The organism is Thermogutta sp., assembly GCF_039793925.1.
Lineage (GTDB): Bacteria > Planctomycetota > Planctomycetia > Pirellulales > Thermoguttaceae > Thermogutta.
Map to the genome: position 1 here is coordinate 1 of NZ_JBAMME010000290.1, position 25,872 is coordinate 25,872.

Sequence of the window (25,872 nt, forward strand, 5' to 3'; positions counted from 1 at the left end):
CGCGTCGTTGACTCGCTGAAAGATATCGCTCAAGGCGAGGGTGATTTGACGAAGCGTCTTCCTGAAGAAGGGAATGACGAAGTGACCGAGTTGGCACGATGGTTCAACCGCTTCGTGGAGCGCCTTCAGGAAATGATCCATCAGGTTGTGGTCAGTGCGGACCAATTCACGGAAGGTGCCCGCATTGTGGCCGAGAGCGCCCAGGTGGTTGCTCAGGGCGCGCAGACACAGTCTGCCAGTGTGGAGGAAATGACGGCCTCCATCGAGGAGTTGACGCGATCGGTCAGCGCCATCCGCGAGCTGGCTTCGGAAGCCGACAATTTGGCCCGCCAGAGCAGCCAATCCGCGGAGCACGGTGGGGCGGCCGTGGCCAAGTCGGTGGAAGCCATGCAGGCCATTCGCGAAAGCTCCAAGCGGATTGCCGACATTATCCAGGTGATCTCCGAAATTGCTGGCCAAACGAACCTTCTGGCGCTCAACGCGGCCATCGAGGCCGCCCGCGCCGGGGAACACGGCATGGGCTTCGCCGTGGTCGCCGATGAGGTTCGCAAGCTCGCCGAACGGACCAACCACGCGGCTCAGGAAATCGCCCAGCTCATTCGGGAATCAACACGGCTTGTGGAAGAAGGTGCCCGGATGAGCGATAATCTGGGCAGCTCGCTGGAGGAGATTCTCAAAAACATCAAGGAAACCGCCGAAAAAGTGTCGGCAATTGCCCAGAAAACGAACGAGCAAATCATGGTGGCGCAGGAGGTTCAGACTGCCGTCCAGGGCATTGCCCATGTAGCCGAGCAATCCGCAGCGAGAAGCGAGGAAATGGCCTCCAGCAGCGAGCAACTGGGTGCCCAGGCGGACGCCCTGCGGCAATTGGTCAGTGGATTCAAGACGTAATCCTCAGAAGATCCTTGTCGTGCACCTTTTGGGGAAATGCTGTCGGCCGGGGCCTAGCCCCCGTCGAAGTTTCCGAAGTGTTTCAACTCGCCTCGGCCGACAGCGCTTTTCTGACGGCCTCACGCATCGACTCCAAGCCCCGCCGCGCCACCGTTTCCACGTCCATTTTCGCGTACTGAGGATTGAATAACTCCAGCGACAAAGCGCCACGAAATCCAATCTCCCGCAAGGTGCGGAGAATCTGGGAAAGTGGGGCCACGCCTTCTCCGGGAAACACGCGATCAGAATCGCGGATTTTTTCACGCGGTTGATCGGCCGGATAGTCGTTCATGTGGAAAACGTGGAGGGCCGCGCCGTTAAACACGCGGAGTCCTTCCACAGGTGATCCTCCCCGATAAATATGGAATACGTCGAAGAGTGCACACGCGTCGGGATGCCCACACTCCACGAGAACAAATGCAGCTTCGCTGAGCCGACTCAAATTGGCGGAGCCACCCCAGATTTCCAACTGCGGCGTCACCCCCATGGTCCGACCCAGCTCAAGCAGATCGGCATAACGTTCGGCAACTCTTCTCAGGTCCAGGATCGGCGGATTGTAGGCACCGGCGGGTGGAGCAGCAATCCGATTTCCACCCAGTTCGGCAATCCACTCCATTTCCCGCTTCATTTGCGCGAATCCCTTGGCCCGCTGGGTATCATCGTCCACCATCCAAGCTGGAAACCCGATGGCGCTTTCTACACGCAAGTTGACGTCTTGCAAGCGCTTGCGCAAATCCGCCAGCTTTCCGCCCTGCTGCAGGAACTCTTCGATTTCGCGAGTCCACGGCTCGATGCCGTCGTAACCCACTTTGGCCGCCAAATCGATCTCCTCAGTAAGCGACAACTTATGGGAACGAATCGTCGCCGTGTTCAGGCAAAATCGGAAGCCGGCCAAGGCATCTCCCGTGGCCGACGTCCTGGGCTGTGCTTGTAAACTGGCCAGCACAACGTGCGGTCCAACCAGCGTGGTCCCCAGGGCGCTGACAAAAGTTCGCCTGGAAAAAGGTCGCAATGAGGTCGCCATAGGAATCACGGATCTCCCGATTCACCACCGAAATCCACAATTACTGCACGAGGTACGTTTAGCCCCGAAAGTACCGGCAGGGACCATTGACTCCGGCCCCTGCCGGATCCCATTCTTCGTTGCAATGTCAAGCACAAGAGCCAAAACAGTGCTTCGTGGCCCAGCGAAATGACTATGCACCACGAAGAGACACGGAAGGATTGCCATCTCGCTTATCGCGAGAGTTGATTGGCACCGGGTGTGACCTCCTTAACGTTGGGAACCGGGTCGAATGCCACTTCCCCCAACACCCACGCAAGCGCGCCAAGTGTGAGGTCCTTCATAATCTTGCTTTCCCAGACGTCCTCCCGATGTCCTAGGGAGGTATAGAAGACGCGGCCTTTGCCGTGCATCCGGGCCCACGTGGAGGGATAAGGCGGGCGCTGGTAACATGCATCTACCATGCCCTCGGTATCCTGAATCAGGATAACGTGGAGGTCATCCGCGAGATTCTTCATGGCGTACCATTCTTCCAGCATGCGGAAAGATTTGCCGAGGTTCTGGCAACCGGGAAATTTGGGCGAAGCAACCCTGATCGTAGCTTCCTGCTGTCTGCCGTGGCTCAGGAACTCCCCACCGATCATCTTCACAAACGGGGAAACCTCGCTGCCACGGCTGTGGAACGCGTCGTTCGCCGCGTGGAAACCGATGACACCTTTCCCCGCAGCGATGGCATCCAGGAGTCGCTTCACGCCTGTCTCGGTAGCGGGTGGCTCGTTGGGCCGATCGACCGGCTTAGTCCAATCACCGGTCGCATACAGGGCGATGGCGTCGAACTGATCGAGATCCCCATCAAAAACCCCACCGTCCTTGCTGCAGACGACCTCCACGTTGACTTCCTTACACCATTCCGTGAGCAGCCGCTCGGAATGGGCAAGGTCTTTTCCTTTGCGTGCCACCACCGAATGTTCAAAGCCTGCCGAGCGGGTAAAGTAGAGGATTTTTCGAGGTTTGTTCCAGGAGGCCTCAGTCCAGCGGAAGGGCAAGGCCGAAACCAGGGCGCCAGCGCCTGCGGCAGCGAGAAATTCGCGACGTTTCATGATGTGAGCTCCTTGTACGAAGAACCAAAAAGGTGAGGACGCAGAGAAACCTGTTCAGTACTGGGGAAGGCGACCTTTTGGCAAAACCGTTTTTTATGATAGCATCGTTTTTAACCGGCAGCGACACCCGGCAGGTATTTTCGCTAAGTGAGACTGTTGGCTGCCGTCACGAAGGTTCCAGGTCACCAATGTGCGTTGTTTCGGCCTGACACGGATGGCCCCCACGGCTTGTCCGCAGTGGAATGGGCCGGAGGTGCTGGCGCGTTTCATCCAGTGCCCTGAACACAGGCTTTTTAAGTGCATAGAAAGAAGGCGGCGACGATGAGTGAACGCTATCTGGTTACGGGTTGCGCTGGTTTCATCGCCTCCCGCGTTTGCGAGATGCTCCTTGCGCAGGGACACGAAGTGCTCGGCTGGGATGAGATCAACGACGCCTACGACCCCAGGTTGAAAGAGTGGCGTCTGAATAACCTGAAAAAATTCCCCCAATTCCGATTCGAACAAGTGGACATCTCCGACGAAGCGCAGGTGGAAAATGCATTTGCCAGGGCTGGCAACCCCGCCTTATCGGCCGTGATCAACCTGGCGGCACGGGCCGGAGTGCGGGCGAGCGTCCGGAATCCTGCTGTCTATTACAAAGCCAACTGCACAGGCACGCTGGTTCTCCTTGAATTCTGCCGCCGTTATGGAATCGGCAAGTTCATCCTCGCCTCTACTTCCAGCCTCTATGGTGCGCACAACCCCGTCCCCTACCGGGAAGACGCTGATACCAACCGTCCCCTGTCTCCCTATGCGGCGTCGAAAAAGGCGGCCGAGACACTTGCATTTACTTATCACTACTTGCACAAACTGGACGTGACGGTGCTGCGGTATTTCACGGTGTACGGTCCCGCCGGGCGACCTGACATGAGTATTTTTCGGTTCATCCGCCAGATCGCGGAAGACGAGCCGATCATCGTGTACGGAGACGGGACCCAAAAACGGGACTTCACCTACGTGGACGACATTGCCGCCGGCACGATTGCTGCTCTTCGCCCATTGGGTTACGAGATCATCAATCTGGGCGGTGACCGCTCCGTAGAGCTCAATGATGTCATTCGCTTGATTTCAGAAAAACTGGGAAAACAGCCCAGAATTGAACGTCGTCCGCCTCATCCCGCCGACGTTCCCGCCACCTGGGCGGATATTCACAAGGCGAAAAAACTCTTGGGCTGGTCGCCTGCGGTGCCTATCGAGGAAGGCATCGCCCGATGCGTCGATTGGTATCTCTCGCACCGCGACACGATGCGGGCAATCCGGTTGGCGGATTGAAGCCGTTTCCGCGTTTTTGTCTGAGATGCGGTGGATGTCGAAGCGGCAGATAGCGGCGAACCTATTTGACCACGAAATTCACAAGTCGACCGGGCACGACGATCGTCTTGACGATCTCCTTTCCCTCAAGAAGCGACGCGATTCGAGGTTCTGCCCGGGCGAGCTTCGCAAGGGTCTCCTGATCGGTCTCCGGAGGTACGATGATTCGGCCGCGGAGTTTGCCGTTGATTTGAATCGGCACCTCGATTTGGCGCTCTCGGACGAGCTCCGGATCAAATTCCGGCCAGGGTTCGTAGGCCAACGTTTGAGTGTGTCCCAGTAGTTGCCACAGTTCTTCACAAATGTGCGGGGCGAATGGGGACAACAGGAGCACGAAGGTCTCCATCACCTTTTTCGGCCGCACTTCCTGTTTGAGGAAGAAGTTGACAAACTCCATCATGCGGGCGATAGCGGTGTTGAACTCCATGCGCTCCACATCCTCGGTCACCGCTTTGATCGTGCGGTGAAGCACCCGATTTTGCTCTTCAGTGGGCTCGACATCCTGGACGGCCGGATTGACCTGAGCTACTTCGGCACGCTCATCCACAATCATCCGCCACACGCGGTCGAGGAAGCCCCGCACACCATGAACGCCCTCCATGCTCCACGGCTTGGTAGACTCGAGCGGTCCCATGAACATTTCGTAAAGCCGCAATGAGTCGGCCCCATACTCGCGGACGATATCGTCAGGATTGACGACATTTCCTCGGCTCTTGGACATTTTGTACGCCCGGGCATCCACGCGAATCTGGGGATTCTCTTTGAGGACGAACACGTCTCCCCGCTTTTCCACCTGATCTGCGCGGAGTTTGATCGGCCGCACGGGCTTACGGGTAGTCTTCACCACAAATCGCATCTCGCCGATTTCTTCGATGTCGTCCTCACTCACCCACGCTCCCGATTCGTCCTGGTAGCCGGTGTATTCCATTTCGCCGAGGATCATCCCCTGATTGACGAGTTTCTGGAAAGGCTCCGGCGTGCTCACCAGGCCCCGATCGTAAAGCACCTTGTGCCAGAATCGCGCGTAGAGCAGATGGAGGACGGCATGTTCCGCTCCGCCTACATAGAGATCCACCGGCATCCAGGCTTTTTCCAGTTCGGGGTCCACCAGGGCACGATCGTTTTTTGGATCGATGAAGCGGAGATAGTACCAGCACGACCCCGCCCATTGCGGCATCGTGTTCGTTTCGCGCTTGTAGCGTTTTCCGTCACGGGTGACGTAAAGCCATTCCGGAGGTGCCTTCTCCAGAGGGGGCTCAGGGGTTTCATGCTTGGCATCGAATGGCATGTTGGCGGGCAAGTCGAGCGGCAACTCCTCAGGGGAAAGCGGTCGCACACGGCCCGTCGGTCGCCCTTGGTCATCGAGTTCGTGAAGGATCGGGAACGGCTCTCCCCAGAAGTGCTGGCGACTGAAAATCCAGTCCCGCAAACGATAATTCACGGCTTCACGTCCCAGCCCACGACGCGCCAGGTCCTCGGTGATCTTCTTCTTGAACTCGGCCGTAGGTAGGCCGTTGTAGGGTCCCGAGTTGATCGCCACGCCATCCTCCACGAACGCGATCTTCCCGGCCAGCACATCTTCCCGGGAGACAGCCGGTCGATCCCCAGGATCAACAACCGGCACAATCGGCAAATTGTATTGTTTAGCGAATTCGAAGTCGCGAGTGTCGTGCGCCGGCACCGCCATGATTGCCCCTGTTCCGTAGGTTGCCAGCACATAATCGGCAATCCAGATGGGAATCAGTTCGCCATTCACCGGATTGATTGCATACGATCCTGTGAAGACTCCGGTCTTTTCTCTGGATAGCTCCGTGCGATCCAGATCGCTTTTTCGGGCAGCCTGTTCCCGATATGCTTCGACGGCCTCGCGGTACTCGGGAAGGGTGAGTCGGTCTACAAAGGGATGCTCGGGAGCGATCACCATATAGGTGGCTCCGAACAGAGTATCAGGCCGGGTAGTGAATATCCGCAGGCAGGATTCGTCGGGCTTTTTGGGAAAACCGGCCAACTCCCGATCGCGGCACCAGCCTTCGTATTCCCGCCGGGAGGGAATGCCGGGCTTCTGCCAGAACGTGCCGATGAAAAAGTCCACCTCTGCTCCCACACTTCGCCCGATCCAGTTCCTCTGAAGTGTCTTGATGCTTTCCGGCCAATCGACGAGGTCGAGGTCTTTTTCCAAGCGGTCGGCGTACGCTGTTATCCGCAGCATCCATTGCCGTAAAGGAATGCGGATGACCGGATGACCGCCGCGTTCACTGACTCCTCCCACCACCTCTTCATTGGCCAATACCGTACCCAGCGCAGGACACCAGTTCACCGGCGCTTCTAATTGATAGGCGAGACGGTGCTCATCCCGGTAACGTTCGATGGCGTCCTCCCCCTCGGCGGCAACCTCTTCCGGGATGGGAAGTTCACTGATCGGCCGTCCCCGTTGTTGTTCCGGATCATACCAGGTGTCGTACAGGATCAAAAAAATGTACTGCGTCCAGCGAAAATAGTCCGGGTCGGTGGTGGCGAACTCCCGATCCCAATCGTAACTGAAGCCGATCATTTTGAGCTGCCGGCGGAAGTTCGCAATATTGCGATAGGTGGCTGTCCGAGGATGCTCCCCAGTTCGCTTCGCATGTTGTTCCGCGGGAAGTCCGAAGGCATCCCAGCCCATCGGATGGAGCACGCACTTGCCCTTCATTCGGGCGTAGCGGGCCATGATGTCTGTGGCGGTGTACCCTTCGGGATGGCCAACGTGGAGCCCTTCGCCGCTCGGATAGGGGAACATGTCCAGCACATAATATTTCGGTCCCGTGGGAAGCCGCGGACAGGCAAACGTCTTATTCTCTTCCCAATAGCGTTGCCATTTGGGCTCGATAATCGACGGGTTATAGCGTGGCATAGGATAGTCCCTCGCGTCATCCAGTGGGGAACGTTTTTTCTTATGGGCTGGCGTCAGTCACCGCCCGATAATTTATGGAACTCCAAAGCCCGAAGATGGCGCCAATGACTTCCTCGAGTTGGGAGAGATCGGGCAAATTTGCAAAATCGAGCTTCATCCCGGTGGAAATGCATCAGAAATCTGGATTCTAACGGGTACGGGCGCCGGGGGTAAAGGGACGGTTCACGCAGCGGGTGGGCCGACTCTCCGGCAGGCACCGGATCTGTCTTTCCGCATTCTTCCGGTTCCACCCTTTTGCCTCTTTTGCCTCTTTGGATTTCGGAACTGGTCTCGACGCGTCGGAGGCAAATCGGTACTCTTAGGAAGTGATTTTTGGTCAGGAGCGACCGTCAACAGTACTTCAAGGAGGAAGATCATGTTGAAAAGGCACTGGCTTTGGCTGGGAGCGGGACTCGTCCTGGTCAGCGGCACCCTCGTCTACCAACTGGCGGCCCAACAGGTGGCAGCTCCGACAACCCCCGTGCGGCCATCGGCCGTCCGCAATATCGCTGTGGTGGATATTGAGTACATCTTCAAAAACCATCTTCGTTTCAAGCAGGAAATGAGCGCTCTGCGGTCTGAAGCGGCGGCAGTGGAGCAATGGGCTCAGCGGGAACAGGAGTCTCTCAAGGCGCTGGCGGAACAGCTCAAGGACCATCAGCCAGGATCGTCCACCTATAATCAAATCGATGATACCCTCGTCAAGCGGCAAAAAGATTTTGAAGCGGAAGTCATCAAGAAGCGCAAGGAATTTCTGCTGCGCGAGGCCAAACTTCATTACGCCACGTATCAGGAAATCGTCAACGAGATCCAGTATCTCGCCGCGGCCAACGGCATTGTGATGGTCCTGCGGTTCAACGGTCAGGAGGTCGATCCGAATTCGCCCGACGATGTCCTCCGCTACATCAACCAACTGATCGTCTATAAGGCCCCGGAACTGGACCTGACCCCCATTGTGCTCCAGCGGCTCAACGCCCGTGCTCAATCGGCGACGACATCGGCCTCTACCAACTCCTTGCCGGTAGTGCCCAGCCAGGGCGGTTATCCTCGGACCACCACTCCGGGTACCCTGCGGTGATCAAGTGGCAACAGCGGTTATTGGTCTGTCGGCAGAACTGTCAACCCTTGCACAACAATTTGCGACCTTGATGCTCTCCTTCAGATCACAACAAACGATTGCTCGCTCGGTGGCCGTCGAGGGCTTCGGATACTGGTCGGGAGAGGACTGCCGCGTGGAATTTCGACCGGCGCCGCCCAACACGGGAGTGGTGTTCGTGCGCGAGGACCTCCGCCACCGCCCCCGAATTCCCGCCCGGCTGGAATATCGCATCGAAATGCCACGGCGAAGTTGCCTTGAATACCGAGGCGTTCGGGTGGAAATGGTGGAACACGTCATGGCGGCACTGGGCGGCCTCCAGATCGATAACTGTGAGGTCGCCGTTACGGCCCCCGAAATGCCGGGCTGCGACGGCTCTGCCCTCCCCTTTGTGGAAGCCCTCTTGGCAGCGGGAATTGTTAAGCAGCCCATGCCACGTCCAGTGAGAATTTTGAGTACCGTCGTTCGCGTGGAAGAAAATGGGTGCTGGTTCGAGGCTCGCCCCGGACTGGGCCAGGAATGCTTCATGCGATACCTCCTGGATTATGGACCAGAAGGGCCGATCGGGCGTCAAAGTTTCGGTCTCACTTTGACCCCTGAGACGTTTCGCCGGGAACTCGCTCCCTGCCGAACATTCATGCTCAAGGAGGAAGCCGAATGGCTTCTCTCCCAGGGTTTAGGCCGCCGCACCACACCGCGGGATCTGCTCGTGTTCGATGAGCATGGCCCCATCGACAACGAACTGCGGTTCCCCGACGAGTGCGTCCGTCACAAATTACTCGATATGGTGGGAGATCTGGCACTCTGTGGATGTGATCTGGTCGGCCGATTCTGCGCCTACCGCAGCGGTCACCGGCTGAACGCCCAACTGGGCCTTCAGCTCGTCCAGCAGTTTCCCGCGGTAGATACTCTGCGCTCGTGCGCATGAAACCCAGCTACCAGGGCAAAGGAGGCAACCAATAATCCCCTGCCCAATCGAGAGTCCGGGACGAGGCGAGTACAGCGTCGAACGTCAGCGACGCGGGTTCGCTCCACGGCCGGGGTGGCCAACCGTGCAGAAGAACTTAGAACCAACCCGTGGGATAGATTTCCGAGAAACCATGCCAGGTTTACATACCGCTATACGCATCGGCGTGATCGGCGCTGGTCGGTTGGGAACATTTCACGCGCGAAAAATCCGGCGGCTTCCCAACGTCCTACTGGTCGGCGTCGCCGATCCGGTCGAGGCCCGAAGGCTCGCACTCGCCGCAGAGTGCGACTGCCCGACCTGGGAAGATTACCGACCGCTCCTTGAAGCCTGTGACGCCGTGGTTGTGGCCACTCCTGCTTCCACGCATGCCACCATCGTAGAGGAGTGTCTCTTAAAAGGAAGGCATGTTTTCGTGGAAAAACCACTCGCCGTGAGTATGGCGGAGGCAGAGCCTCTCGTCAATCTGGCACGCAAAACTGGCCTTATTCTTCAGGTGGGGCACATCGAGAGGTTCAATCCCGCATTCCAGGCCGCTCTCCCCTACATCCACGATCCCTGGCGTGTGGAAACGGTCCGCCAAGGCCCCTTCAGTTTTCGGTCCACAGATATTGGATGCGTTTTCGATCTGATGATTCACGACCTTGATCTGGTCCGGGCCATCGTTCGGGCCCCGACGTCCGCAGTCCGCGCCACGGGTATCGCTCTCCTGGGCCCCTACGAGGATATCGCGCAAGCAGAGCTTCATTTTGCAAATGGGGCTTCCGCTGTGCTAAAGACTTCGCGAATCGAAAGGCAGCCCACCCGGTGGATGCGGGTGTGGACCCGGGATGCCATTATCGACATCGACTTTGCCGCCCGCAAAACAACCGTGTGTCATTTGGGAGAGAAACTGCGGCAGGGCATGCTGGATATCACGCGGTTGTCGGGAGCGGAGCTAGAAGAGCTTAAGCACACGTTCGAATCCCAGTGGTTTGACTATCAGGAGCTCATCGTCAGCGACCGGGACCCCCTCGAAGATGAGCTTCACGACTTCGTGGAATCAGTGCGGACCGGTCGCCCCCCGCTGGTGAGCGGAGAAAGCGGCCTGGAAGCCGTCGGCCTCGCCGAGGCCGTCATCCAATCGCTTGACCTCCGCCGACTGGGCGAACCTTTAGGGGCACCCACCATCAGGGAATGGCGGCGGGCTGCCTGATCCCAATCTCACCCCGTTTCCCAAGTCACCCGGTTTCTCCACTACCCCGAATACCGCGTCCGCTTTCGAGGGTAACTGTCCGCGAAAGACTAAGCAAACTTCCCCACACCCCCAGGCTACCAATTTTCGCGACATCGGGCTGGCAGGGCACGCAATGTTTGGCTAATCGTCAAAGTTTCGTCAATTTTTGGACCGATTCTCTTTAACATCTGCTGGCGGGCTTTCTGAGGGGCGACGTGCCCTCCTGTGAAAAGACCCGGCAGATACGCTGCCTGGGCACGCCTCGTGGACAGGCGGGGGGATGGTCGCACACTCAAACAACTATTTGGACGGGCCTACATCGTGTGACATCGATACGACGGCGCACATTTGCGATCAGCCTTCTGACGGCCGTGGTGGCCATTTGTTTGTCCGGCTGCCGGAGCGCGTGGTTCTCCCCCTGCGGACGATATACCGCCTGTTATCGGCGAAACTGCCTCCGCCTCAATTGCTCGTCAGTGCGGTGTGCGAACGCCGCACTCCGCCCGGCTGGCACGTCTCTGGGTGACCAAACCGCGGATACGATGGGGGGAAGTACCTGGGCGGAACATGTTTTTCCGGAAAGTTTCCGCCGCGCTTTACAGAGTCCCGGGGGCAAATTCTACGCCCTGCCCACTCGACCGGTCTTGGAAGCTCCAGCCCCGGCACGTACCGGCCCAACAGGCTCCTCTCAAGGGCCAGTCGAGCCGGAACCGATTCCCACACCGCCGCCTCTTCCGCAAAGCTCAGCTCCCATGCTCGCTCCCCAACCGCCGGTGGCGAGTGAGTGGCGCGATTTTTCAGCATCTCCGCCATCGCTCGCGACTCCGGAACGCGAACCCCCGCCTCCCAACCAGGATTCGCCGACGTCGGCCGGAGGACCGCCGAGTAGCAACCGATTCCCGGACTCCTGGCTGTTCGCGCTCCCCGCCGACCAGCGTGTGGCTGTCCGTGCACAAAGCCAGCAAGTTGTGTTACCGGACACACCGGCGCGGAATCCGTCGGTCCTGCAGCGTCTGCTTGCCCGCTGATTTCAGGAACGCTTGTTTCACCTTATCAACTTGTCGCGGAAGCTCCTTCAACCTGGACGAGGGCACACCCTCCTCGGCCCGGAGCTGGTGGGATCTCGTTGCAGAGTCCATTGATCAGTCCTATTTGAGATGACAACTTAGCAAAGATGAGATGAGTTTTTGAGCCTCCGGCGAGACGCATCAAGCAGGCAAAAGACATTTCCGATTCATCCATTCTAGCCTGACCCAGCGCAGAACGGGCGGGCTCACGTCATGCATGGGTCCCAGCAAATCCTAACCAACGGCCTGCCGAGAACATGCTTGCAACACGATCCTTCAATCTGACGGCGTGGGCTGGTGCCCTTTTTGCGATCTATCTCACACTCACCGCTGGATACACGCTTTCCGCAGATAATCCACGGGAAACCCCCATCGTCATTGCCATCCGAAACGCCCGCCCGGCAGTGGTCAATATCCGGGGCGAAAAAACGCTGATTACCACAGCGGGCACGGCGAGCCGGCCAGAACCTGCGCGCCGTGTCAATGGAATGGGCACGGGTGTCATCATTGACGAGCGGGGCTACATCGTCACGAATCATCACGTCGTGGATGGTGTCCGCGACATTGAGGTCACGCTGTACGACGGGACTCGCTACACCGCCAGACTCCTTGCCCGCGACCCTGAAACCGATCTGGCGATCATCAAGATCGATCCCGATCGTCCCCTTCAAGTCATCAAGATCGGTACTTCTTCCGATCTCATGCCTGGCGAATCCGTGATTGCTCTGGGTAACGCCTATGGGTACGAACACACCGCGACCCGGGGAATCGTTAGTGCTTTGCATCGGGCGGTCCAGGTGAGCGACGCACAGTATTATGATGACCTCATTCAAACCGACGCCAGTATCAACCCGGGCAATTCGGGAGGCCCACTCCTCAACATCAACGGGGAAATGATCGGAGTCAATGTCGCCGTACGGGCCGGTGCCCAGGGAATCGGATTTGCCATCCCAGTAGATCGGGTCGTGGAGGCCGCAGCCCGGCTGCTCGCCGAGATCAACAGCGAACGTATTCGCTACGGAATCACGTTCCAGTCGCTGCCACCCACCGGACCGCTCACAGTCGCGTCCGTCGAACCCGATAGCCCGGCAGCTAAAGCCGGCCTCCTGCCCGGCGATGTGATCACGGAAGTGAACGGCCAAAAGGTCTCCAATCCACTCGACTTTCAGCGGATTCTGCTGGACAAATCGCCTGGCACATCGCTGAACTTTGTGATTCTTCGCAACCACACCACGGAGGACCATCTTGCCCTGACACTGGCGGAGCCGAAGAACGCCGGTCCCGCCGATGAGATTTGGTCACTGATCGGACTGCGTCTGGAGCCCATTCCGCCCGAGAGATTTCGACAACAATTTCAAACGCACTATCGTGGGGGGCTTTTAATCACCGAGGTGCGGCCCGGAAGCCCGGCTGCCTCTCAGGGTTTGCGAAAGGGCGATGTCCTGGTGGGAATGCATCTGTGGGAAACGATCTCCGTGGAAAATGTCCTCTACATCATTCGCCGGCCGGATTTTGCGAGTTTTCTCCCCCTCAAGTTCTTTATCCTACGGGGCAACGAAACGTATTACGGGTACTTCTCAATAGCGATGCGGCCAGAAAGCCCCTGAAACTCGGTTCCGTAACACGTGTCCGAAGTTTTGTGACTAGCCGCCTGCGAGTTTTGTCCCGCGGTTTTCTTTCGTCATTTCGACTACGTTAAGCCGCCTGGCGCGACGGCGCAAGGTTGCTTGAACCTGGCTCCCTAATCATACTTAGAAAGGAAGATCACCACGACGCGGTCACCGCCTGGAATTTTGATTTGGCAAGGCCACGCGGGGTGAGAAATGCTCATCTGTTTTGAAGCATAAAGGAGCCGCGAAAGTGTCCCAGGCAGATGATCCCTTCAAAAACCTGGATGAGATGATGGCCCCTGGGCCCGATTTTTCTCCGGGGGCGGCCGAAACCGACTCTCACGCACTGGGCGTGCCGCCTGTGGGTCCCCCCCCTGCGGAAGACACGGCACTGGCGAAGCCGCCCAAGCCCACCCTTCGCGAGCGACTTCGCCAAGTTGATATCTTCACCGTAATGCTTGGCCTTTCTTTGCTGGCCCTTATCATCGCGGTGGTCGTGCTCGCCATTGAGTTGAGCCGGTACAAATGGGATACTTCCGCGCGATCGGCCAGGCAATCGGTTATGGGGAACCGCCCGACGGCGGTGGAAACCTTCCGCCTCGCGTGATCCTGCAATGTTTTCGAGAAGGCTCTTCACCAACCAAATGGTCCCAGGTTACGGGTTCGTTTCCACAACCAGGGCAGCGGCCTGGCCCACCGGGGTCCAATTGACCGCCACGTTCAAGTTGCTGGACGGCTTTTGGGGTTGGGACACCACGTTCACAGGACACTCGGGGTCGGGATGCTCGTAGTGAAGAGTTGGGGGCAACAATTGGTGAGGCCCCAGTACTATTGTCGCTGCCAGTTCCAGTGCCCCCGCGGCGGCTCCGGTGTTTCCGAAGAAACTGCGCGGGGCAGTTACCGGGATATCTCCCAGTGCGGCCTCGATCGCCCGGCTTTCCAAAATATCATCCACGCGGGTGGCCACACCCTGGGCGTTAACATGGCCAATTTCCCGGGGCTGGAGTTCCGCATCTTTTAGTGCCAGCCTGATGGCTTTTTCCAGGGCCGGTAATCGCTGATCGACATGCGACCTTTGGTAAACACAACATCGCCCCCACCCGCGAAGATGGGCCCAAATGCGAGCTCCCCGAGCTCGCGCGTGATGTTCGCGTTCCAGGACGAATAGAACGGCGGCTTCCCCCCGCACTTCTCCGTCCCGATCGCGGTCAAACGGTCTGGGACTACCCACCCCGTCGTCCGCCAGTTTGGAAAGTCGCCCAATCACCCCGAATCGCGCCCAATCGAAGGGATTCATCTGGGAGCTGGCCCCGCCTACCAGGACCACGTCGGCAAGGTTGCGCTCGAGGAGGCTCGCCCCTTCAATGACCGCCAGAAGTCCGGACAAGTCCCCCTGATGAATCGTGTTGTTGGGGCCTCTGGCGTCCAGAACGATGGAGATATGGGAGGCGACCATGTTGGGGAGAACCTTGAGGAAGACGAGGGGAAAAGTTGCCGGCATGCCCATCGGGGCCCAGCGATCGAAGTCGAAGTGACCGTCCACCATGCACGCGCGATAAGTGGGCTCACTGTCCTCCAGAGCGCCGCAGATTCGATCCGCCCCCAAGACAACACCGACTCGGTCCGGATCCAGGCCGGCCGTTTCCAGGCCTCCGCTCTTCCAGGCCAGCATCGCCGCGGCCACCCCGAGCTGGGCGTCCCGGGCCATCACCTTGAGCGCTTTCCGATTGGGCACGAACCGGCGCGGATCGAAATCCTTAATCTCCGCGGCTGACCGGACAGGAAGTCCCGAGGGATCAAATAATCGAATCCGCTCCACACCCGATCGCCCGGCCAGCAGCGACTCCGTGAAGGCCTCCACGCCGGTGCCGATCGGGCTGACGATCCCAATTCCGGTAATGACGATGTCCGTTGAGAGCATGCGTAATTGATACAAAAAGCTGAGCCCAATTCCCTCCCGGTTGGATACCCACGAACTTTTTTCGCACTTCGCCTGTAATAAAAAACGCTGAGCGCGGCGAGAATGCGGCCTCCGCTCGAACTAAAGCTAGCATTTTACCTAAACTATCACAGGCCCGAGGGAAAATTCTAGTATATCCGATATGTCCGACACGTGACTGGGGAGACACCCAAGGGATTCATCGGTATCTTATCGGCGAAAAACAATTAGCACACGTGACAATTCGAATGCAACCCTCCAAACCTATAGGACGAGTTTGTCCAGCATCCAGTCTCATGCGTGAAAGACCGGAGGCGCAAAAGCTGCGCAAGATCGGTAGCCGACTTGAAAAGAAAATACCGGGAAAATGTTTGACGACGGTGATTATAACTGTCACAATTAACGGTGGAACGGGAATAGATGTGACGGGTATCGGCACGGCCTAAAGGACGGGCCAGTGCAGCGAAGCACACGGGTGGCTTCGCAAATCCGGGAAAACTTGAACTTCTTGGGAGGGACTGTCATGACCATCTCGCGCGCTTCAACTGCTGACGTCCAGGCGCTGCTGGAACAACATCGCCAGATCGAGCAGCTTATCGCCGAAATTAAGGCGGCAATCGTTAATCACACGACGGACTGCTGCGAGATCGCCAAAAAAACAAAGTTCCTCTGCCGACTGTTGGCCGAGCACTTCCGGTATGAGGAAGAAGGTGGCTACCTCTCAGAAGCCGTTTTGGTAGCTCCGCGCCTGGTGGAACGGGCTAAGATCCTGGAAAGTCAGCACAAGCCGATCCTTGATTTGCTCGAATCTTATTGCCACAAAACATGCGCCGATGGAGTTGAGCCCCAGGTCTGGTGGGCAACAGCGAAAGAGGCCTTTCTCGAGTTCGAGAAAGCCATTGCCCAGCACGAGCATGAAGAGAATCTCCTGATCCAGGAGGCGTTTTTGGCAGATCTTGGGGCCAAGGACTAAGTGCCTCGCGGTACCCCACGGGCATGGTGGCCCCCGTCGCCCGCCGTGGCAGCACGCCGTTAATTGCGGGCAATGGCTATTTCTTCTAACTTCAGGGAGTTTTTGGCAGACGAAACGGCCAGTTTCATCGGCGAAAGCCAGGCAAATTTTATGGATTTTGCGGGCTGTTCGGTCGAATGAAATACGGTGAGGGAACCTTTTCGGGAGATTACCTCGCCGACGTGAGAGGTCGAAACGCCCATGAAATCCGTCCCTATCACTGCCGCCTGGCTTCTTGCAGTGGGGCTTGTCACCCTGTTGGGCTGCCGGATGTGTTGCAGCCCCTACGACCAAGCTGGTCCTGTCCTCCGTGAGGACGGGCGTCCTACACCATCCTCACACTATCGCGCAGGATCAATCCTCCAAAGGCAACCGCCGGTTTCTCACCCGGAAGCGGCAAGCATTTCTTCTTCCCGCCATCCCGGCCATGCACGCAAGATTTATCCGAAAAAGAACACCAGCGTGAGTGTGCAAGCTGCGACCTCGGAAAGGATACCCGAGCCCCTGGGCAAACCGCTCACCCGCGAGGAAATGGAACCCTTCATTGATTTGGGCATTCCTCCGGAAAACATCATCTCGATCGAGGATCGGCCGCTCTCCGAAGTTAAGGACCGCCCAGAAGCTGATTCCCAATTAGCGTCAGCGCCTTCCAATGGGCAGCAAGAACGTTCCATTTCCGTGCCAAAAGCACTCATGCCTTCGGGATCCCAACCAAGCCAGGATGGTTGGACTCGCCTGGGAAGCCGAACCGGCACCATGCCGAAATAGACGTCACCGATGTTGCGAAATGGCCGGCAGTTCTGATTTGCACCCTCTTCCTTTTCCGTGTGTGCGTCCCATACTGGGCGGCCGTTTCCGTCCTGTCACCGGCAGCGAAACCGTGTCCATGACTGGCGGGGCGAGCCCGCGTTTTCTACAATGACCGACGCCTGAAAGACGGCAAAGTTTTGACCCTAAGGTGGTCTTTAAATTTTTCCCGGATCCTATTACTGACCAAGGGGAAAATGGCCGATCGCAACGTGAGTGACTCTCACCAAGAGCGGGTCCCGTCAAGACGTTCTCAGCCGTCTCCTACACAAATCGATGAAGGAGTTCGCCCGCCGCCCCGCCATTTCCTGGAAATGTTGCTCCGCATGGGGCCGGGAATGATCATCGCGGCGGCCGTCGTGGGTTCGGGCGAGCTGATTTTAACTCCCCGCACAGGCGCGGAAGCCGGGTTCACTCTTCTGTGGCTGATCATTCTGGGCTGCGTGAGCAAAGTCTTCGTGCAGGTGGAGCTAGGGCGCTACGCCATCCAGTCTGGTCAGACCACGCTGCTGGCGATCAACCGACTCCCCGGTCCGCGGTTTCGCGTGCACTGGATGTTGTGGTATTGGGTTGTGATGTTTGTGGTGAGCCTTGCCCAGCTCGGCGGAATTGCCCACGGAGTGGGCCAGGCCCTCGCGCTGGCGTTCCCAATTAACGGCAGCTTCACGCGATTGCTGGCCGCCCAGGAACAATGGGATGCCGAAGCGGCCCGGGCGCGGCAGGAGGTCCTGGACGAACTTCGCCGAACCGGTCATGTGAGAGAAAAAATCCCAGCGCGTTCTGAAATCGAGACGAAAGTACGCCAACGGTTGGGACGACCGCGGCCGAATTATGGTGTGGGGGCATCCTGGCTCACCGACGATCTTCTCTGGGCAGTGGTGATCTGTCTCGGTTCGATCCCGCTTCTGACATGCGGTCGGTATCGCCTGATCCAGTGGGTTTGCACGATCCTGGTGGCGATTTTCACCCTCGTGACCGTCTTTTGCGTCGTGGCCCTGCAATTTCAGCCCGACTGGGCGATCACATGGCGCGACCTTGCGAGTGGGCTAAGTTTCCAATTACCACCGGGCGCTAACCGTTGGGCGGCCCTCGGCACCGCTTTGGCAACGTTCGGAATTATCGGGATGGGTACCAATGAGCTGATCACCTACCCTTATTGGTGCCTAGAGAAAGGCTATGGCCGTTATACTGGACCTTCCGATGGTTCTTCCGCCTGGGTCTCCCGAGCGCTGGGGTGGATGCGCGTCATGCGTGCGGACGCCTTCCTTTCCATGGTGATCTACACCTTCGCCACTGCTGCTTTTTACATCCTTGGTGCCGCCATTCTCCATCGGGCGAACTTGATTCCCAGCGGTGCTCAGATGATCGCCCATCTCAGTGAGATGTACGTGCCCGTCTTCGGGAGCTGGACAAAACTTTTCTTCCTGACGGGCGCATTTGCGGTTCTGTATTCCACGTTTTTCTCAGCGATGGCCGGGCACTCCCGCGTGGCAGCCGACGCAGTGGCAATTGTTGTCACGGGAGAATCCGGCAAGCAGGGTCCACCTCAGCGATGGGTGATAGCCTTCGCCATCGGATTCCCGGTTTTTGCTCTCCTCACGTGCCTGTGGTATCGGGAACCCGTGGGACTTATCGTGGCGAGTGGCTTCATGCAGGCCATCATGCTCCCCATGTTGGCGGGAACTGCTCTGTATTACCGTTATCGGGAATGCTCACCGGCACTTCGGCCGGGCATTTTGTGGGATATATGCCTGTGGATTTCCGCCACTGCGCTTTTGATTGCCGGAATCGCCGGGGCCTGGATGGGCCTGCGGCAACTTTTGGCAGGATAGCCAACCGGCACACAATCGTCCAGGACTACGGGAACAATTCCCCAGATGAGCGCGCCAGCCAGCTCCTGCCATTTCCCGGAAACATTACTCCAGGATTTTCCAGTAGTCACTCCATCCGAGGACCCGCCGTACCTCCACGGGTGTGGTTCGCCCTTCTTTGACCGCCTGCACAGCCGAGTCCCAAAGCGACACCATTCCCTGTTCCAGGGCCAACTTCTCCAGTGTCACAACGTCAACGCGTTCGAGCACCGCTCGGGCGATTTTTTCGTCCTGAAGCAGCAGAATCTCGGCGATGGAAAAACGGTTCGTGTAGCCGGTGTTGCGGCATTCCGGACACCCCTGAGCCACCCGGACGCGATCGACCGGCAAACCCAAGGCAGCCTGCGGGTCATCGGTCCACTCGCTGCACGCGCATACCTGGCGTAGGAGCCGCTGAGAAAGGACTGCCAGAACACCGCTGCGGATGAGGTAGGGTTCAATGCCCATGTCAAGAAGGCGACCTACCGATTCTGCCGCCCCACCTGCGTGAAAAGTGCTCAAAATGAGATGACCTGTCAGAGAAGCCTCCACGGCGGCCTCGGCCGTGGCACGATCGCGAATTTCCCCAACCGCGACCACTTCTGGGTCCTGACGCATCAGATACCGCAGTGCAGCGCTGAGGTCCAACCCCACACGCGGTTCCACCTGGCTTTGGATGACGCCGGGAATGGCCACTTCGATGGGGTCCTCAATCGTAATAATGCTCCGCGGGATGTCCTCCTGCACCAGTTCTCGTAAGCATGCGTACATCGTGGTGGTCTTGCCGCTGCCGGCAGGACCGGTCATGAAGATCGCTCCCGAAGTTTCCCGCAACAACTTTTTCAACAACTGCGTGATGCGATCCGGAAACCCCAGGTCCTCGAGCAGTTTGAATCGGGTCTCCTCGGGGAAAAATCGGGCTACGACGCGCTCGCCATAAAGTGAGGGAAAGGTGCTGATGCGGACTTCCGGCCCTCCGGCCGGTCGCCGAATTCGGCCTTCCTGAGGGATATCAGTTCGATAGGTGAGCAGGTCAGCCAACACTTTCATCCGTGTGATGACCTTCCGCTGTGCGAAGGCCGGTAGCGTCCCCGCCCGATGGAGAACCCCGTCGACACGAACGCGGACTTCTAATCCATCCTCCAGGGGATTGAGATGGAGATCGCTCGCATCAAGTTCTCCCGCCCATTTCAGGAGTTCGTCCACTACTCGCACCGCGAATTCCGGATCCGATTCGTCACACGAGGCAAGGATATTTTCGAAGCGGGGAAATGCCATTTCCGCCATTGCCAATCTCCTCCACCAAATAAATCCGCGCACGCTGCAATACACCGGTATAGCTAGAATACAACGAAGAGCCGCGTGAAGATACGGGCGGGAGTTTGTTCGGTTCGGACTCACCGGGGTAAGCAATCGGTGCCGAGTGGCGGCCACACGCGCCGGTTTGCCCGGCTCCCGGTTCAATGACTGGCGACGGGGTTAAGCCAAAAGGCGTGAATCGGGTGCAACGGATCTCAGTACGTTCCGCCGCGCGATCATCGCGGCCGTGCCTGAAAATGGCATTGTCTTGCCAAGATGGGTGTGGGCAAAGCCGGGCTTCCACTAACTGGATGGTTTAGCCATGAGCTACCTCCTTACGGAAAAATAGCCGATATGCTTCGTGTTCGGATTACCAGAAAGGAGGACGGGAGGTTATACTCAAATTGTGAGTTGGTGGCGAAAGAGGTTCATGCCCAAGGTGGCAAAATTTTTGCGTGGAGGCGGTGCGAGGATGGCCAGTTCCGATCGAACAACTCCTCGGCGAGAAGATGAGCGCCAGTCTTTTGCGGACGATCAGTCGTCTCAGAGCGAAACCCTGCGCGAGAATGAGGTTTTCGACTTCACCGAGGCCGAGACCGAAACGGGTTCTGATACTTCGATACTGAAAAACCGAGAAAGGCCAATGGAATCGCGCTCGCCGGCCGATGCGAGTTCTTCCTCCGAGGCGGCGAAGACGAGTGACTCCGCTGCCCCGCAGGAGATCGAGGAACCATCCCCCGAAGCGTCACAAAGCACAGATGGCGTTGAAGACGGGGTCTTCGAACTGCCCGAGGACGAGTTACTCGATCTGCCCGCCTCCAGAGATTATCGGCTCGTCTTCACCACTGATCGGCCAGAGGAGCGGAGACAAGAGCAAAGCCGGGAGCCTGCTGACGAATTGAATGAAAGCTCCATAGAAGGGGAGACCTCTGCAACTGCTGTAGCGGAGGGAATTTCCAAACCTGAAGAGCAACAAGACATTCCGCCGTCTGAGGAGCAGAGGTCCGACGAAGCCACGGCGACCTGCGAATCCGCTGAAGCAGAGGCGCCATCGACCGAAGAAGGTAGCGGCGGGGAACAACCGGCCGAGGTGGAAACAGAAGACGAAGTCCTCCTCGTCAGATTGCCGGACGCCGACCAGTGGGTCCCTCTCAGTGAGCTGGTCGTTCAGCAAACCGGTGAACCGTTGGGACTGGCCGCGGCTCGATGGATCACCCGACTATACCTGAAATCGCTCCGTTCAGAGGACCGGACCGCCGCCGATTTCGAGGTGATCGCCACTTCGCCGAAAAGCGAAACGTCCGGGGAGGCTGTGGTTTTTCCAACGTTGGAAACCGACGAGAAACAGCTTGATTACCGTGAGCGAGTCCGCAAAGCCAGACCACAAAAATCACTGCTAGGCGAAATTGTGGGCATCGTGCTTGGTGGAATCGGCGGATTGCTCATCGCTTATTATGCCCTCAACTTTTTCGGTGGGAAACAGTATGATTTTGCCAACATTCCCTTGCCAGGCATTCCCCACACATATCATCACGCGCCCGAGTGGATGAAGTCCTGGCTCAACGGTCTGTCGGCAGATCGCGCAAAATCCGCAGAGAGCACGAAATCTGCAGAAGATACCCCCTCCGAAACGCCGCTCCAGTGAGGCGTCTCAGACCCAGCAGTCCAGAGCAAGCCGATTTGCTGGGCCCCGTATCCGATGCTGACATGGGTACTGCCAACAACGGGTTGAGGGATGGGGCGCGTGAGGTGGGTGCGCGTCGTCTAGCTAGCAGTGTCGCCGCGCCATCTCGAGTCGCGCGAGCTTGTTCAGTCGCCGCGCATGCCGACCTCCTTCAAACTCCGTGCGAAGCCAAATTTCGACCAGGCGGTCGGCTAGCGACTCGGTCAAGAAGTCGGCAGGCAGGCAGAGGACGTTGAGGTCGTTATGTCGCCGCCCCATCTCTACGGTCAGCTCGTCAAAGCACGGTGCTGCCCGGACGCCGGGAAACTTATTGGCCACGATTGCCATTCCGACGCCGGTGCCGCAAATGAGTATGCCCCGATCCACATCCTGGCATGCCACCCGGCGCGCCACCTCGGCCCCGACCTCGGGATAATCCACGCCATTGTTCGAATCGACACCGACATCCACCACTTCCTGCCCGAGATGGTGCAGAAAAATGATCAACCGGTGTCGTAAGGTAGAGCCGCGATGGTCGCTGCCGATCGCGATCCGCATTGCTTTTCTCCCTTGGGATCACCCCTCCGAACCAGGCTTCACGATTGCCATTTCGCTCCTACGTCGCAACGCCGGGAGGCGTTCAACGCACGTGAAATTGTCAACGGAAAGCTGTGTCATGTATGCACCACAAGTACGACCTGCAGTACGACCAACTTTCTGATTATACCATGCCACAGTCCCACATGCAGAAACACCACCGTGGCGACGCTGCTGAACCTTCAATTTCTTTAGCAGTGGTCAGCCATGGTATAGCTTATTTCTGCCCATTACGGTTGTCTCTTTTCTAGACAAACCTTCTCCATCCCATGGTTCGCCGAAAGCCTAGCTATCGAACTGGGTAGCCACAAAAGCGATGCGAAAAGAAACGTTAAACTGCCAGTAAATTTTGATAATGGGCGAAAGTCTCCGATCGGACCCCAGGAGAAGCGAAACACCGTTTGAGCCTCGCCCGCGGCAACGGTAATTAAGATCGCCCCGACGCCAGGGAATGATCTTCCGGCTTGTTTCCCACCTGTGCGTCAATTGCGCACCACTGAGCCTCTGAAGAAACGATCGGAGCGGGAGAAGTGAAAGTGGGTGGACGCGCCTGGTTTTCTTTCTCCGGTGGGTTGGGAAGTTGTCCCAGCGTCTCCACTTCATCGAGTCGGCCAATCCGTGCCAACTCGGGCCACAGCTTGAGCGCCACGAGCACTGCCAGGATGGCCCCGGTGCCACCGATAATCGCCGATCCCACCGCCCCAAAAAGTTTGGCCGTCACACCCGATTCCAGACCTCCCAGATCGTTGGAAAGCACGATGAACACACTGTTGACCGCGGAAACTCGTCCCCGCATATGATCGGGGGTCAGCATCTGCACAAGCGTGTGCCGCACCACCACGCTGACGTTATCCAGCGCCCCGATCAGAAACATCATGGCGAAGGAGAGCCAGAAGTTGCGCGAAAGCGCGAAAATGATCGTCGCCAGTCCGAATCCGGTCACAGCCAGCAGCATATTCCGGCCGGCATGCCGCATGGGGGGTGCGTGCGCAAGAATCATGGCCATCGTGATGGCCCCCAAGGCCTCTGCCGAGCGTAGAAAACCCAAACCTGTGGCTCCGACTTTCAGGATGTCCTCTGCAAAGACAGGCAGAATATAGGTGACCCCGCCTAGGAGAACGGCGAATAGGTCCAGGCTGATGGCACCGAGAATCGGCTTATGGTGCCAAACGAATTTGAGCCCCTCCCAGATCTCCTCCTGAGCGGAACGTTCACCATTCTCCCGCATTTGAGGACGGGGCCGCAAAAACAGAATGCCCACTAGAGCGACGGCCCGCGCCGCCGCTACCAGGAACAAGACCAGCGCAAAGTCGTGGGTCCTGCCAAGAATGATTCCCCCCAGGGCAGGACCGATCATTGTTCCCATCTGGAAAATACTGCTGTTCCAGGCCACCGCTTTACTGAATTGCGAGGCTGGAACAAGGAGCGGAAGAAGCGCAGCCCGCGCAGGCGTGCCAATCGCCCCCGTGGCGGCTTCCACCACAATGACCGCGTACACCCAGCTTAAGGCAGTGTTGCGAAAGGCTGCCACAGCCAGGACCGCACCGCAAAATGCCTGTACCAGGAGCGTCAACGCAAAAAGCCGCTGTCGGTTGAGTCGATCCGCAAGATGGCCACCTCCAGGCGCGAGAAGGACGACGGGCAATGCCCGCGCAAGCCCCAACCAGCCCAGCGCCATCGGATCCTGCGTCCTGGTGTAGAGATAGATTCCCAGCGTCACCATTTCGATCTGGTTCGCCAGAACCATGGCGAACCAACTGGGGGCATAGATGCGGTACTGGCGAGAACTCCACACGCTCGTTGGTCGGTTGGAGGGTTCCTCCGTGTCGCTTTGGCTCATGGGATGCGTTCAAGCCTTAGTTACAAGCGAGTCGACTAAATCACTGAGCCCGCTTTGGTAGCAAAGAGACCCAATAGGTGGAGGCAAAAACAGTTGAAATGGTTCACAGCTTTTAACTTTTGAATTATAGCAGCCCTTTTGCTGTTTTAAAAAGTGCACTATTTTCCAAAACGTGGTCAGCGTCGGGGCCGTAACCTCTTGACCAGCAAATCCTTGACCAGCAAACCTCCGCCGCTCTGGGACGCAGTGCTTGATGAGACGGAGACGGTTACTTGAAGAATTGCCGATCCAACATCCGATACTGGATGGCCTCGCTGATGTGCATTTCGCTGATTTCGTCGGTCCCGTCCAGGTCGGCAATGGTCCGGGCGACGCGAAGAATCTTGTCGTGGGCCCGGGCGGACAAGCCGAGTTCCGTCATCGCCGCCTGGAGAAGCGATCGCGAGGCCTGGTTTAGGCGACAAAATCGGCGAATTTGCTGATGGGTCATTTCCGCGTTGCAGCGGGTTCGCGTCCCAGAAAAACGCCTGGTTTGAACGGCTCGTGCCTGGGTGACAAGCTGCCGGGCCTCGGCACTGGTCATCCCCTGTCGCTGCACCATCAACTCCTGAAAAGGAACGGCTGGTACCTCCAAATGGATGTCGATCCGATCAAGGAGTGGACCGCTGATCTTCGACATATACCGCTCAATTTGCGGTATCGTACAGTGGCAGGGGCGACGGGGATCGTTCCGATAACCGCACGGACACGGATTGAGAGCTGCCACCAACATGAAATTCGCGGGAAACGTGGACGTAACATTGGCACGAGCAATCGTCACTGAGCGGTCTTCCAACGGCTGCCGTAAGACCTCCAGCGTCCGCCGATTGAACTCCGGAAGTTCATCTAAGAACAGCACCCCATTGTGAGCCAGACTGATTTCTCCGGGTCCCGGAACGGAACCGCCACCGACCAGGCCGGCATCACTGATTGTGTGGTGCGGAGCCCGAAAAGGCCGTGTCGCCAGAAGCGGCTGTTGCGGGTTCACCTTGCCGATTGCGCTGTAAATCCGCGTCGTCTCGATAGATTCTGCTGGGGTTAACTCTGGCAAGATCGTCGGCAAACGCTTGGCCAGCATGGTTTTACCAGACCCGGGGGGACCAATCATCAGCAGATTATGTCCCCCCGCCGCGGCCACTACCAACGCCCGCTTCGCCATTTCCTGGCCTTTGACGTCAGCCAGATCTTCCTCGTAGGTGGCTGTCTTCTGAAAGAGCTCTTCCAATCGTGAAGGATGGGGCGCGATTTCCACTTCCCCGCACAGAAATGCCGCCGCTTGGGTCAGGGAAGAGACCGGAATCACCTCGACCTCCTCCACAATCGCTGCCTCGGGGGCATTATCGGCGGGGACGATAAGACCGCGGCACTGGCCATCTTTCGCCAACCGCATGGCCATGCTGAGAGCGCCACGAACGCGGCGCAATGTGCCATCCAGCGCGAGTTCTCCGACCACGGCGTATTCCGCCAGCTTTTCCATGGCCATCTGCCCGCTGGCCGCCAGAATCCCCAAGGCGATTGGTAGGTCAAAAGACGCCGCCTCTTTAGGGACATCCGCCGG

General features: G+C 58.0%; 21 protein-coding genes. 13 read left to right on the plus strand and 8 right to left on the minus strand.

Annotated elements, in window-relative coordinates; all coding sequences use genetic code 11:
• Positions 1-891, plus strand: an 891-nt coding sequence (locus ABJK56_RS14945; RefSeq protein ID WP_347245470.1) for a HAMP domain-containing methyl-accepting chemotaxis protein, incomplete at its 5' end; no start/stop codon positions are given.
• Between the two features lie 82 nt (positions 892-973).
• On the opposite strand, the gene ABJK56_RS14950 is transcribed toward ABJK56_RS14945, so the two are convergent.
• A complete protein-coding gene (locus tag ABJK56_RS14950) occupies positions 974-1,954 on the minus strand; it encodes a sugar phosphate isomerase/epimerase (protein WP_347245471.1) in 981 nt (326 codons plus the stop codon).
• Between the two features lie 212 nt (positions 1,955-2,166).
• Positions 2,167-3,033: a ThuA domain-containing protein gene (locus tag ABJK56_RS14955; protein ID WP_347245472.1), complete on the minus strand. Its 867-nt coding sequence runs from the start codon at positions 3,031-3,033 to the stop codon at positions 2,167-2,169.
• A 321-nt stretch (positions 3,034-3,354) separates the two neighbouring features.
• Here ABJK56_RS14955 and ABJK56_RS14960 point away from each other — a divergent pair, with 321 nt between their 5' ends.
• Complete coding sequence (locus ABJK56_RS14960; RefSeq protein WP_347245473.1) at positions 3,355-4,344, plus strand: NAD-dependent epimerase/dehydratase family protein; 990 nt, start codon at positions 3,355-3,357, stop codon at positions 4,342-4,344.
• Positions 4,345-4,405: 61 nt separating this feature from the next.
• Here the strand turns inward: ABJK56_RS14960 and leuS are convergent, their stop codons facing one another.
• Complete coding sequence (gene leuS, locus ABJK56_RS14965) at positions 4,406-7,273, minus strand: leucine--tRNA ligase (RefSeq protein ID WP_347245474.1); 2,868 nt, start codon at positions 7,271-7,273, stop codon at positions 4,406-4,408.
• Positions 7,274-7,688: 415 nt separating this feature from the next.
• Here leuS and ABJK56_RS14970 point away from each other — a divergent pair, with 415 nt between their 5' ends.
• The 6 genes from ABJK56_RS14970 (at position 7,689) to ABJK56_RS14995 (ending at position 13,875) form a co-directional block, all read left to right on the plus strand.
• Complete coding sequence (locus ABJK56_RS14970; RefSeq protein WP_347245475.1) at positions 7,689-8,390, plus strand: OmpH family outer membrane protein; 702 nt, start codon at positions 7,689-7,691, stop codon at positions 8,388-8,390.
• A gap of 70 nt (positions 8,391-8,460) precedes the next feature.
• Positions 8,461-9,336 (plus strand): UDP-3-O-acyl-N-acetylglucosamine deacetylase, encoded by an 876-nt coding sequence (lpxC, locus tag ABJK56_RS14975; RefSeq protein WP_347245476.1) that lies wholly within the window; start codon positions 8,461-8,463, stop codon positions 9,334-9,336.
• A gap of 172 nt (positions 9,337-9,508) precedes the next feature.
• Positions 9,509-10,570: a Gfo/Idh/MocA family oxidoreductase gene (locus tag ABJK56_RS14980; protein ID WP_347245477.1), complete on the plus strand. Its 1,062-nt coding sequence runs from the start codon at positions 9,509-9,511 to the stop codon at positions 10,568-10,570.
• A gap of 344 nt (positions 10,571-10,914) precedes the next feature.
• Entirely contained in the window at positions 10,915-11,619 is a 705-nt protein-coding gene (locus tag ABJK56_RS14985; RefSeq protein ID WP_347245478.1) for a hypothetical protein, read from the plus strand.
• A 296-nt stretch (positions 11,620-11,915) separates the two neighbouring features.
• A complete protein-coding gene (locus ABJK56_RS14990; RefSeq protein ID WP_347245479.1) occupies positions 11,916-13,265 on the plus strand; it encodes a trypsin-like peptidase domain-containing protein in 1,350 nt (449 codons plus the stop codon).
• A gap of 253 nt (positions 13,266-13,518) precedes the next feature.
• A complete protein-coding gene (locus ABJK56_RS14995) occupies positions 13,519-13,875 on the plus strand; it encodes a hypothetical protein (protein WP_347245480.1) in 357 nt (118 codons plus the stop codon).
• A 48-nt stretch (positions 13,876-13,923) separates the two neighbouring features.
• On the opposite strand, the gene ABJK56_RS15000 is transcribed toward ABJK56_RS14995, so the two are convergent.
• Entirely contained in the window at positions 13,924-15,189 is a 1,266-nt protein-coding gene (locus tag ABJK56_RS15000; protein WP_347245481.1) for a beta-ketoacyl-[acyl-carrier-protein] synthase family protein, read from the minus strand.
• A 314-nt stretch (positions 15,190-15,503) separates the two neighbouring features.
• Between ABJK56_RS15000 and ABJK56_RS15005 the strand changes: the two genes are divergently transcribed.
• From ABJK56_RS15005 to ABJK56_RS15020, 4 genes are all read left to right on the plus strand, one after another.
• Positions 15,504-15,653 carry a hypothetical protein gene (locus ABJK56_RS15005; protein WP_347245482.1) on the plus strand — a complete coding sequence of 50 codons (150 nt, stop codon included), beginning with the start codon at positions 15,504-15,506 and terminating at the stop codon, positions 15,651-15,653.
• A gap of 77 nt (positions 15,654-15,730) precedes the next feature.
• Positions 15,731-16,180 carry a hypothetical protein gene (locus ABJK56_RS15010; protein WP_347245483.1) on the plus strand — a complete coding sequence of 150 codons (450 nt, stop codon included), beginning with the start codon at positions 15,731-15,733 and terminating at the stop codon, positions 16,178-16,180.
• A 240-nt stretch (positions 16,181-16,420) separates the two neighbouring features.
• Positions 16,421-16,987, plus strand: coding sequence for a hypothetical protein (locus tag ABJK56_RS15015; RefSeq protein WP_347245484.1), 567 nt, complete (start codon positions 16,421-16,423; stop codon positions 16,985-16,987).
• 236 nt (positions 16,988-17,223) lie between these two features.
• Positions 17,224-18,858 (plus strand): Nramp family divalent metal transporter, encoded by a 1,635-nt coding sequence (locus tag ABJK56_RS15020; protein ID WP_347245485.1) that lies wholly within the window; start codon positions 17,224-17,226, stop codon positions 18,856-18,858.
• 84 nt (positions 18,859-18,942) lie between these two features.
• Here ABJK56_RS15020 and ABJK56_RS15025 read toward each other — a convergent pair whose 3' ends face one another.
• Entirely contained in the window at positions 18,943-20,163 is a 1,221-nt protein-coding gene (locus ABJK56_RS15025) for a GspE/PulE family protein (RefSeq protein ID WP_347245486.1), read from the minus strand.
• 484 nt (positions 20,164-20,647) lie between these two features.
• On the opposite strand from ABJK56_RS15025, the gene ABJK56_RS15030 reads away from it, so the two are divergent.
• The gene (locus ABJK56_RS15030; protein WP_347245487.1) at positions 20,648-21,820 is read left to right on the plus strand and encodes a hypothetical protein; all 1,173 of its coding nucleotides are present in this window, start codon (positions 20,648-20,650) and stop codon (positions 21,818-21,820) included.
• Positions 21,821-21,943: 123 nt separating this feature from the next.
• Here ABJK56_RS15030 and rpiB read toward each other — a convergent pair whose 3' ends face one another.
• The 3 genes from rpiB to ABJK56_RS15045 all read right to left on the minus strand — a co-directional run.
• The gene (gene rpiB, locus ABJK56_RS15035; RefSeq protein ID WP_347245488.1) at positions 21,944-22,396 is read right to left on the minus strand and encodes a ribose 5-phosphate isomerase B; all 453 of its coding nucleotides are present in this window, start codon (positions 22,394-22,396) and stop codon (positions 21,944-21,946) included.
• Positions 22,397-22,862: 466 nt separating this feature from the next.
• On the minus strand, positions 22,863-24,275 hold the full coding sequence (locus ABJK56_RS15040; protein ID WP_347245489.1) for an MFS transporter: 1,413 nt from the start codon (positions 24,273-24,275) through the stop codon (positions 22,863-22,865).
• Positions 24,276-24,543: 268 nt separating this feature from the next.
• On the minus strand, positions 24,544-25,872 hold a 1,329-nt coding region (locus ABJK56_RS15045; protein WP_347245490.1), incomplete at its 5' end, for a YifB family Mg chelatase-like AAA ATPase.

Coding starts and splice junctions, on each gene's coding strand:
- lpxC (WP_347245476.1), top strand. CDS start 8,461: ATGCTCTCCTTCAGATCACAACAAACGATTGCTCGCTCGGTGGCCGTC.
- ABJK56_RS15015 (WP_347245484.1), top strand. CDS start 16,421: ATGAAATCCGTCCCTATCACTGCCGCCTGGCTTCTTGCAGTGGGGCTT.
- ABJK56_RS15025 (WP_347245486.1), bottom strand. CDS start 20,163: ATGGCGGAAATGGCATTTCCCCGCTTCGAAAATATCCTTGCCTCGTGT.
- ABJK56_RS14960 (WP_347245473.1), top strand. CDS start 3,355: ATGAGTGAACGCTATCTGGTTACGGGTTGCGCTGGTTTCATCGCCTCC.
- ABJK56_RS15040 (WP_347245489.1), bottom strand. CDS start 24,275: ATGAGCCAAAGCGACACGGAGGAACCCTCCAACCGACCAACGAGCGTG.
- ABJK56_RS15020 (WP_347245485.1), top strand. CDS start 17,224: ATGGCCGATCGCAACGTGAGTGACTCTCACCAAGAGCGGGTCCCGTCA.
- ABJK56_RS15010 (WP_347245483.1), top strand. CDS start 15,731: ATGACCATCTCGCGCGCTTCAACTGCTGACGTCCAGGCGCTGCTGGAA.
- ABJK56_RS14980 (WP_347245477.1), top strand. CDS start 9,509: ATGCCAGGTTTACATACCGCTATACGCATCGGCGTGATCGGCGCTGGT.
- ABJK56_RS14990 (WP_347245479.1), top strand. CDS start 11,916: ATGCTTGCAACACGATCCTTCAATCTGACGGCGTGGGCTGGTGCCCTT.
- ABJK56_RS14955 (WP_347245472.1), bottom strand. CDS start 3,033: ATGAAACGTCGCGAATTTCTCGCTGCCGCAGGCGCTGGCGCCCTGGTT.
- ABJK56_RS15000 (WP_347245481.1), bottom strand. CDS start 15,189: ATGCTCTCAACGGACATCGTCATTACCGGAATTGGGATCGTCAGCCCG.
- ABJK56_RS14970 (WP_347245475.1), top strand. CDS start 7,689: ATGTTGAAAAGGCACTGGCTTTGGCTGGGAGCGGGACTCGTCCTGGTC.
- ABJK56_RS15030 (WP_347245487.1), top strand. CDS start 20,648: ATGGCCAGTTCCGATCGAACAACTCCTCGGCGAGAAGATGAGCGCCAG.
- rpiB (WP_347245488.1), bottom strand. CDS start 22,396: ATGCGGATCGCGATCGGCAGCGACCATCGCGGCTCTACCTTACGACAC.
- ABJK56_RS14950 (WP_347245471.1), bottom strand. CDS start 1,954: ATGGCGACCTCATTGCGACCTTTTTCCAGGCGAACTTTTGTCAGCGCC.
- ABJK56_RS15005 (WP_347245482.1), top strand. CDS start 15,504: ATGCGTGAAAGACCGGAGGCGCAAAAGCTGCGCAAGATCGGTAGCCGA.
- leuS (WP_347245474.1), bottom strand. CDS start 7,273: ATGCCACGCTATAACCCGTCGATTATCGAGCCCAAATGGCAACGCTAT.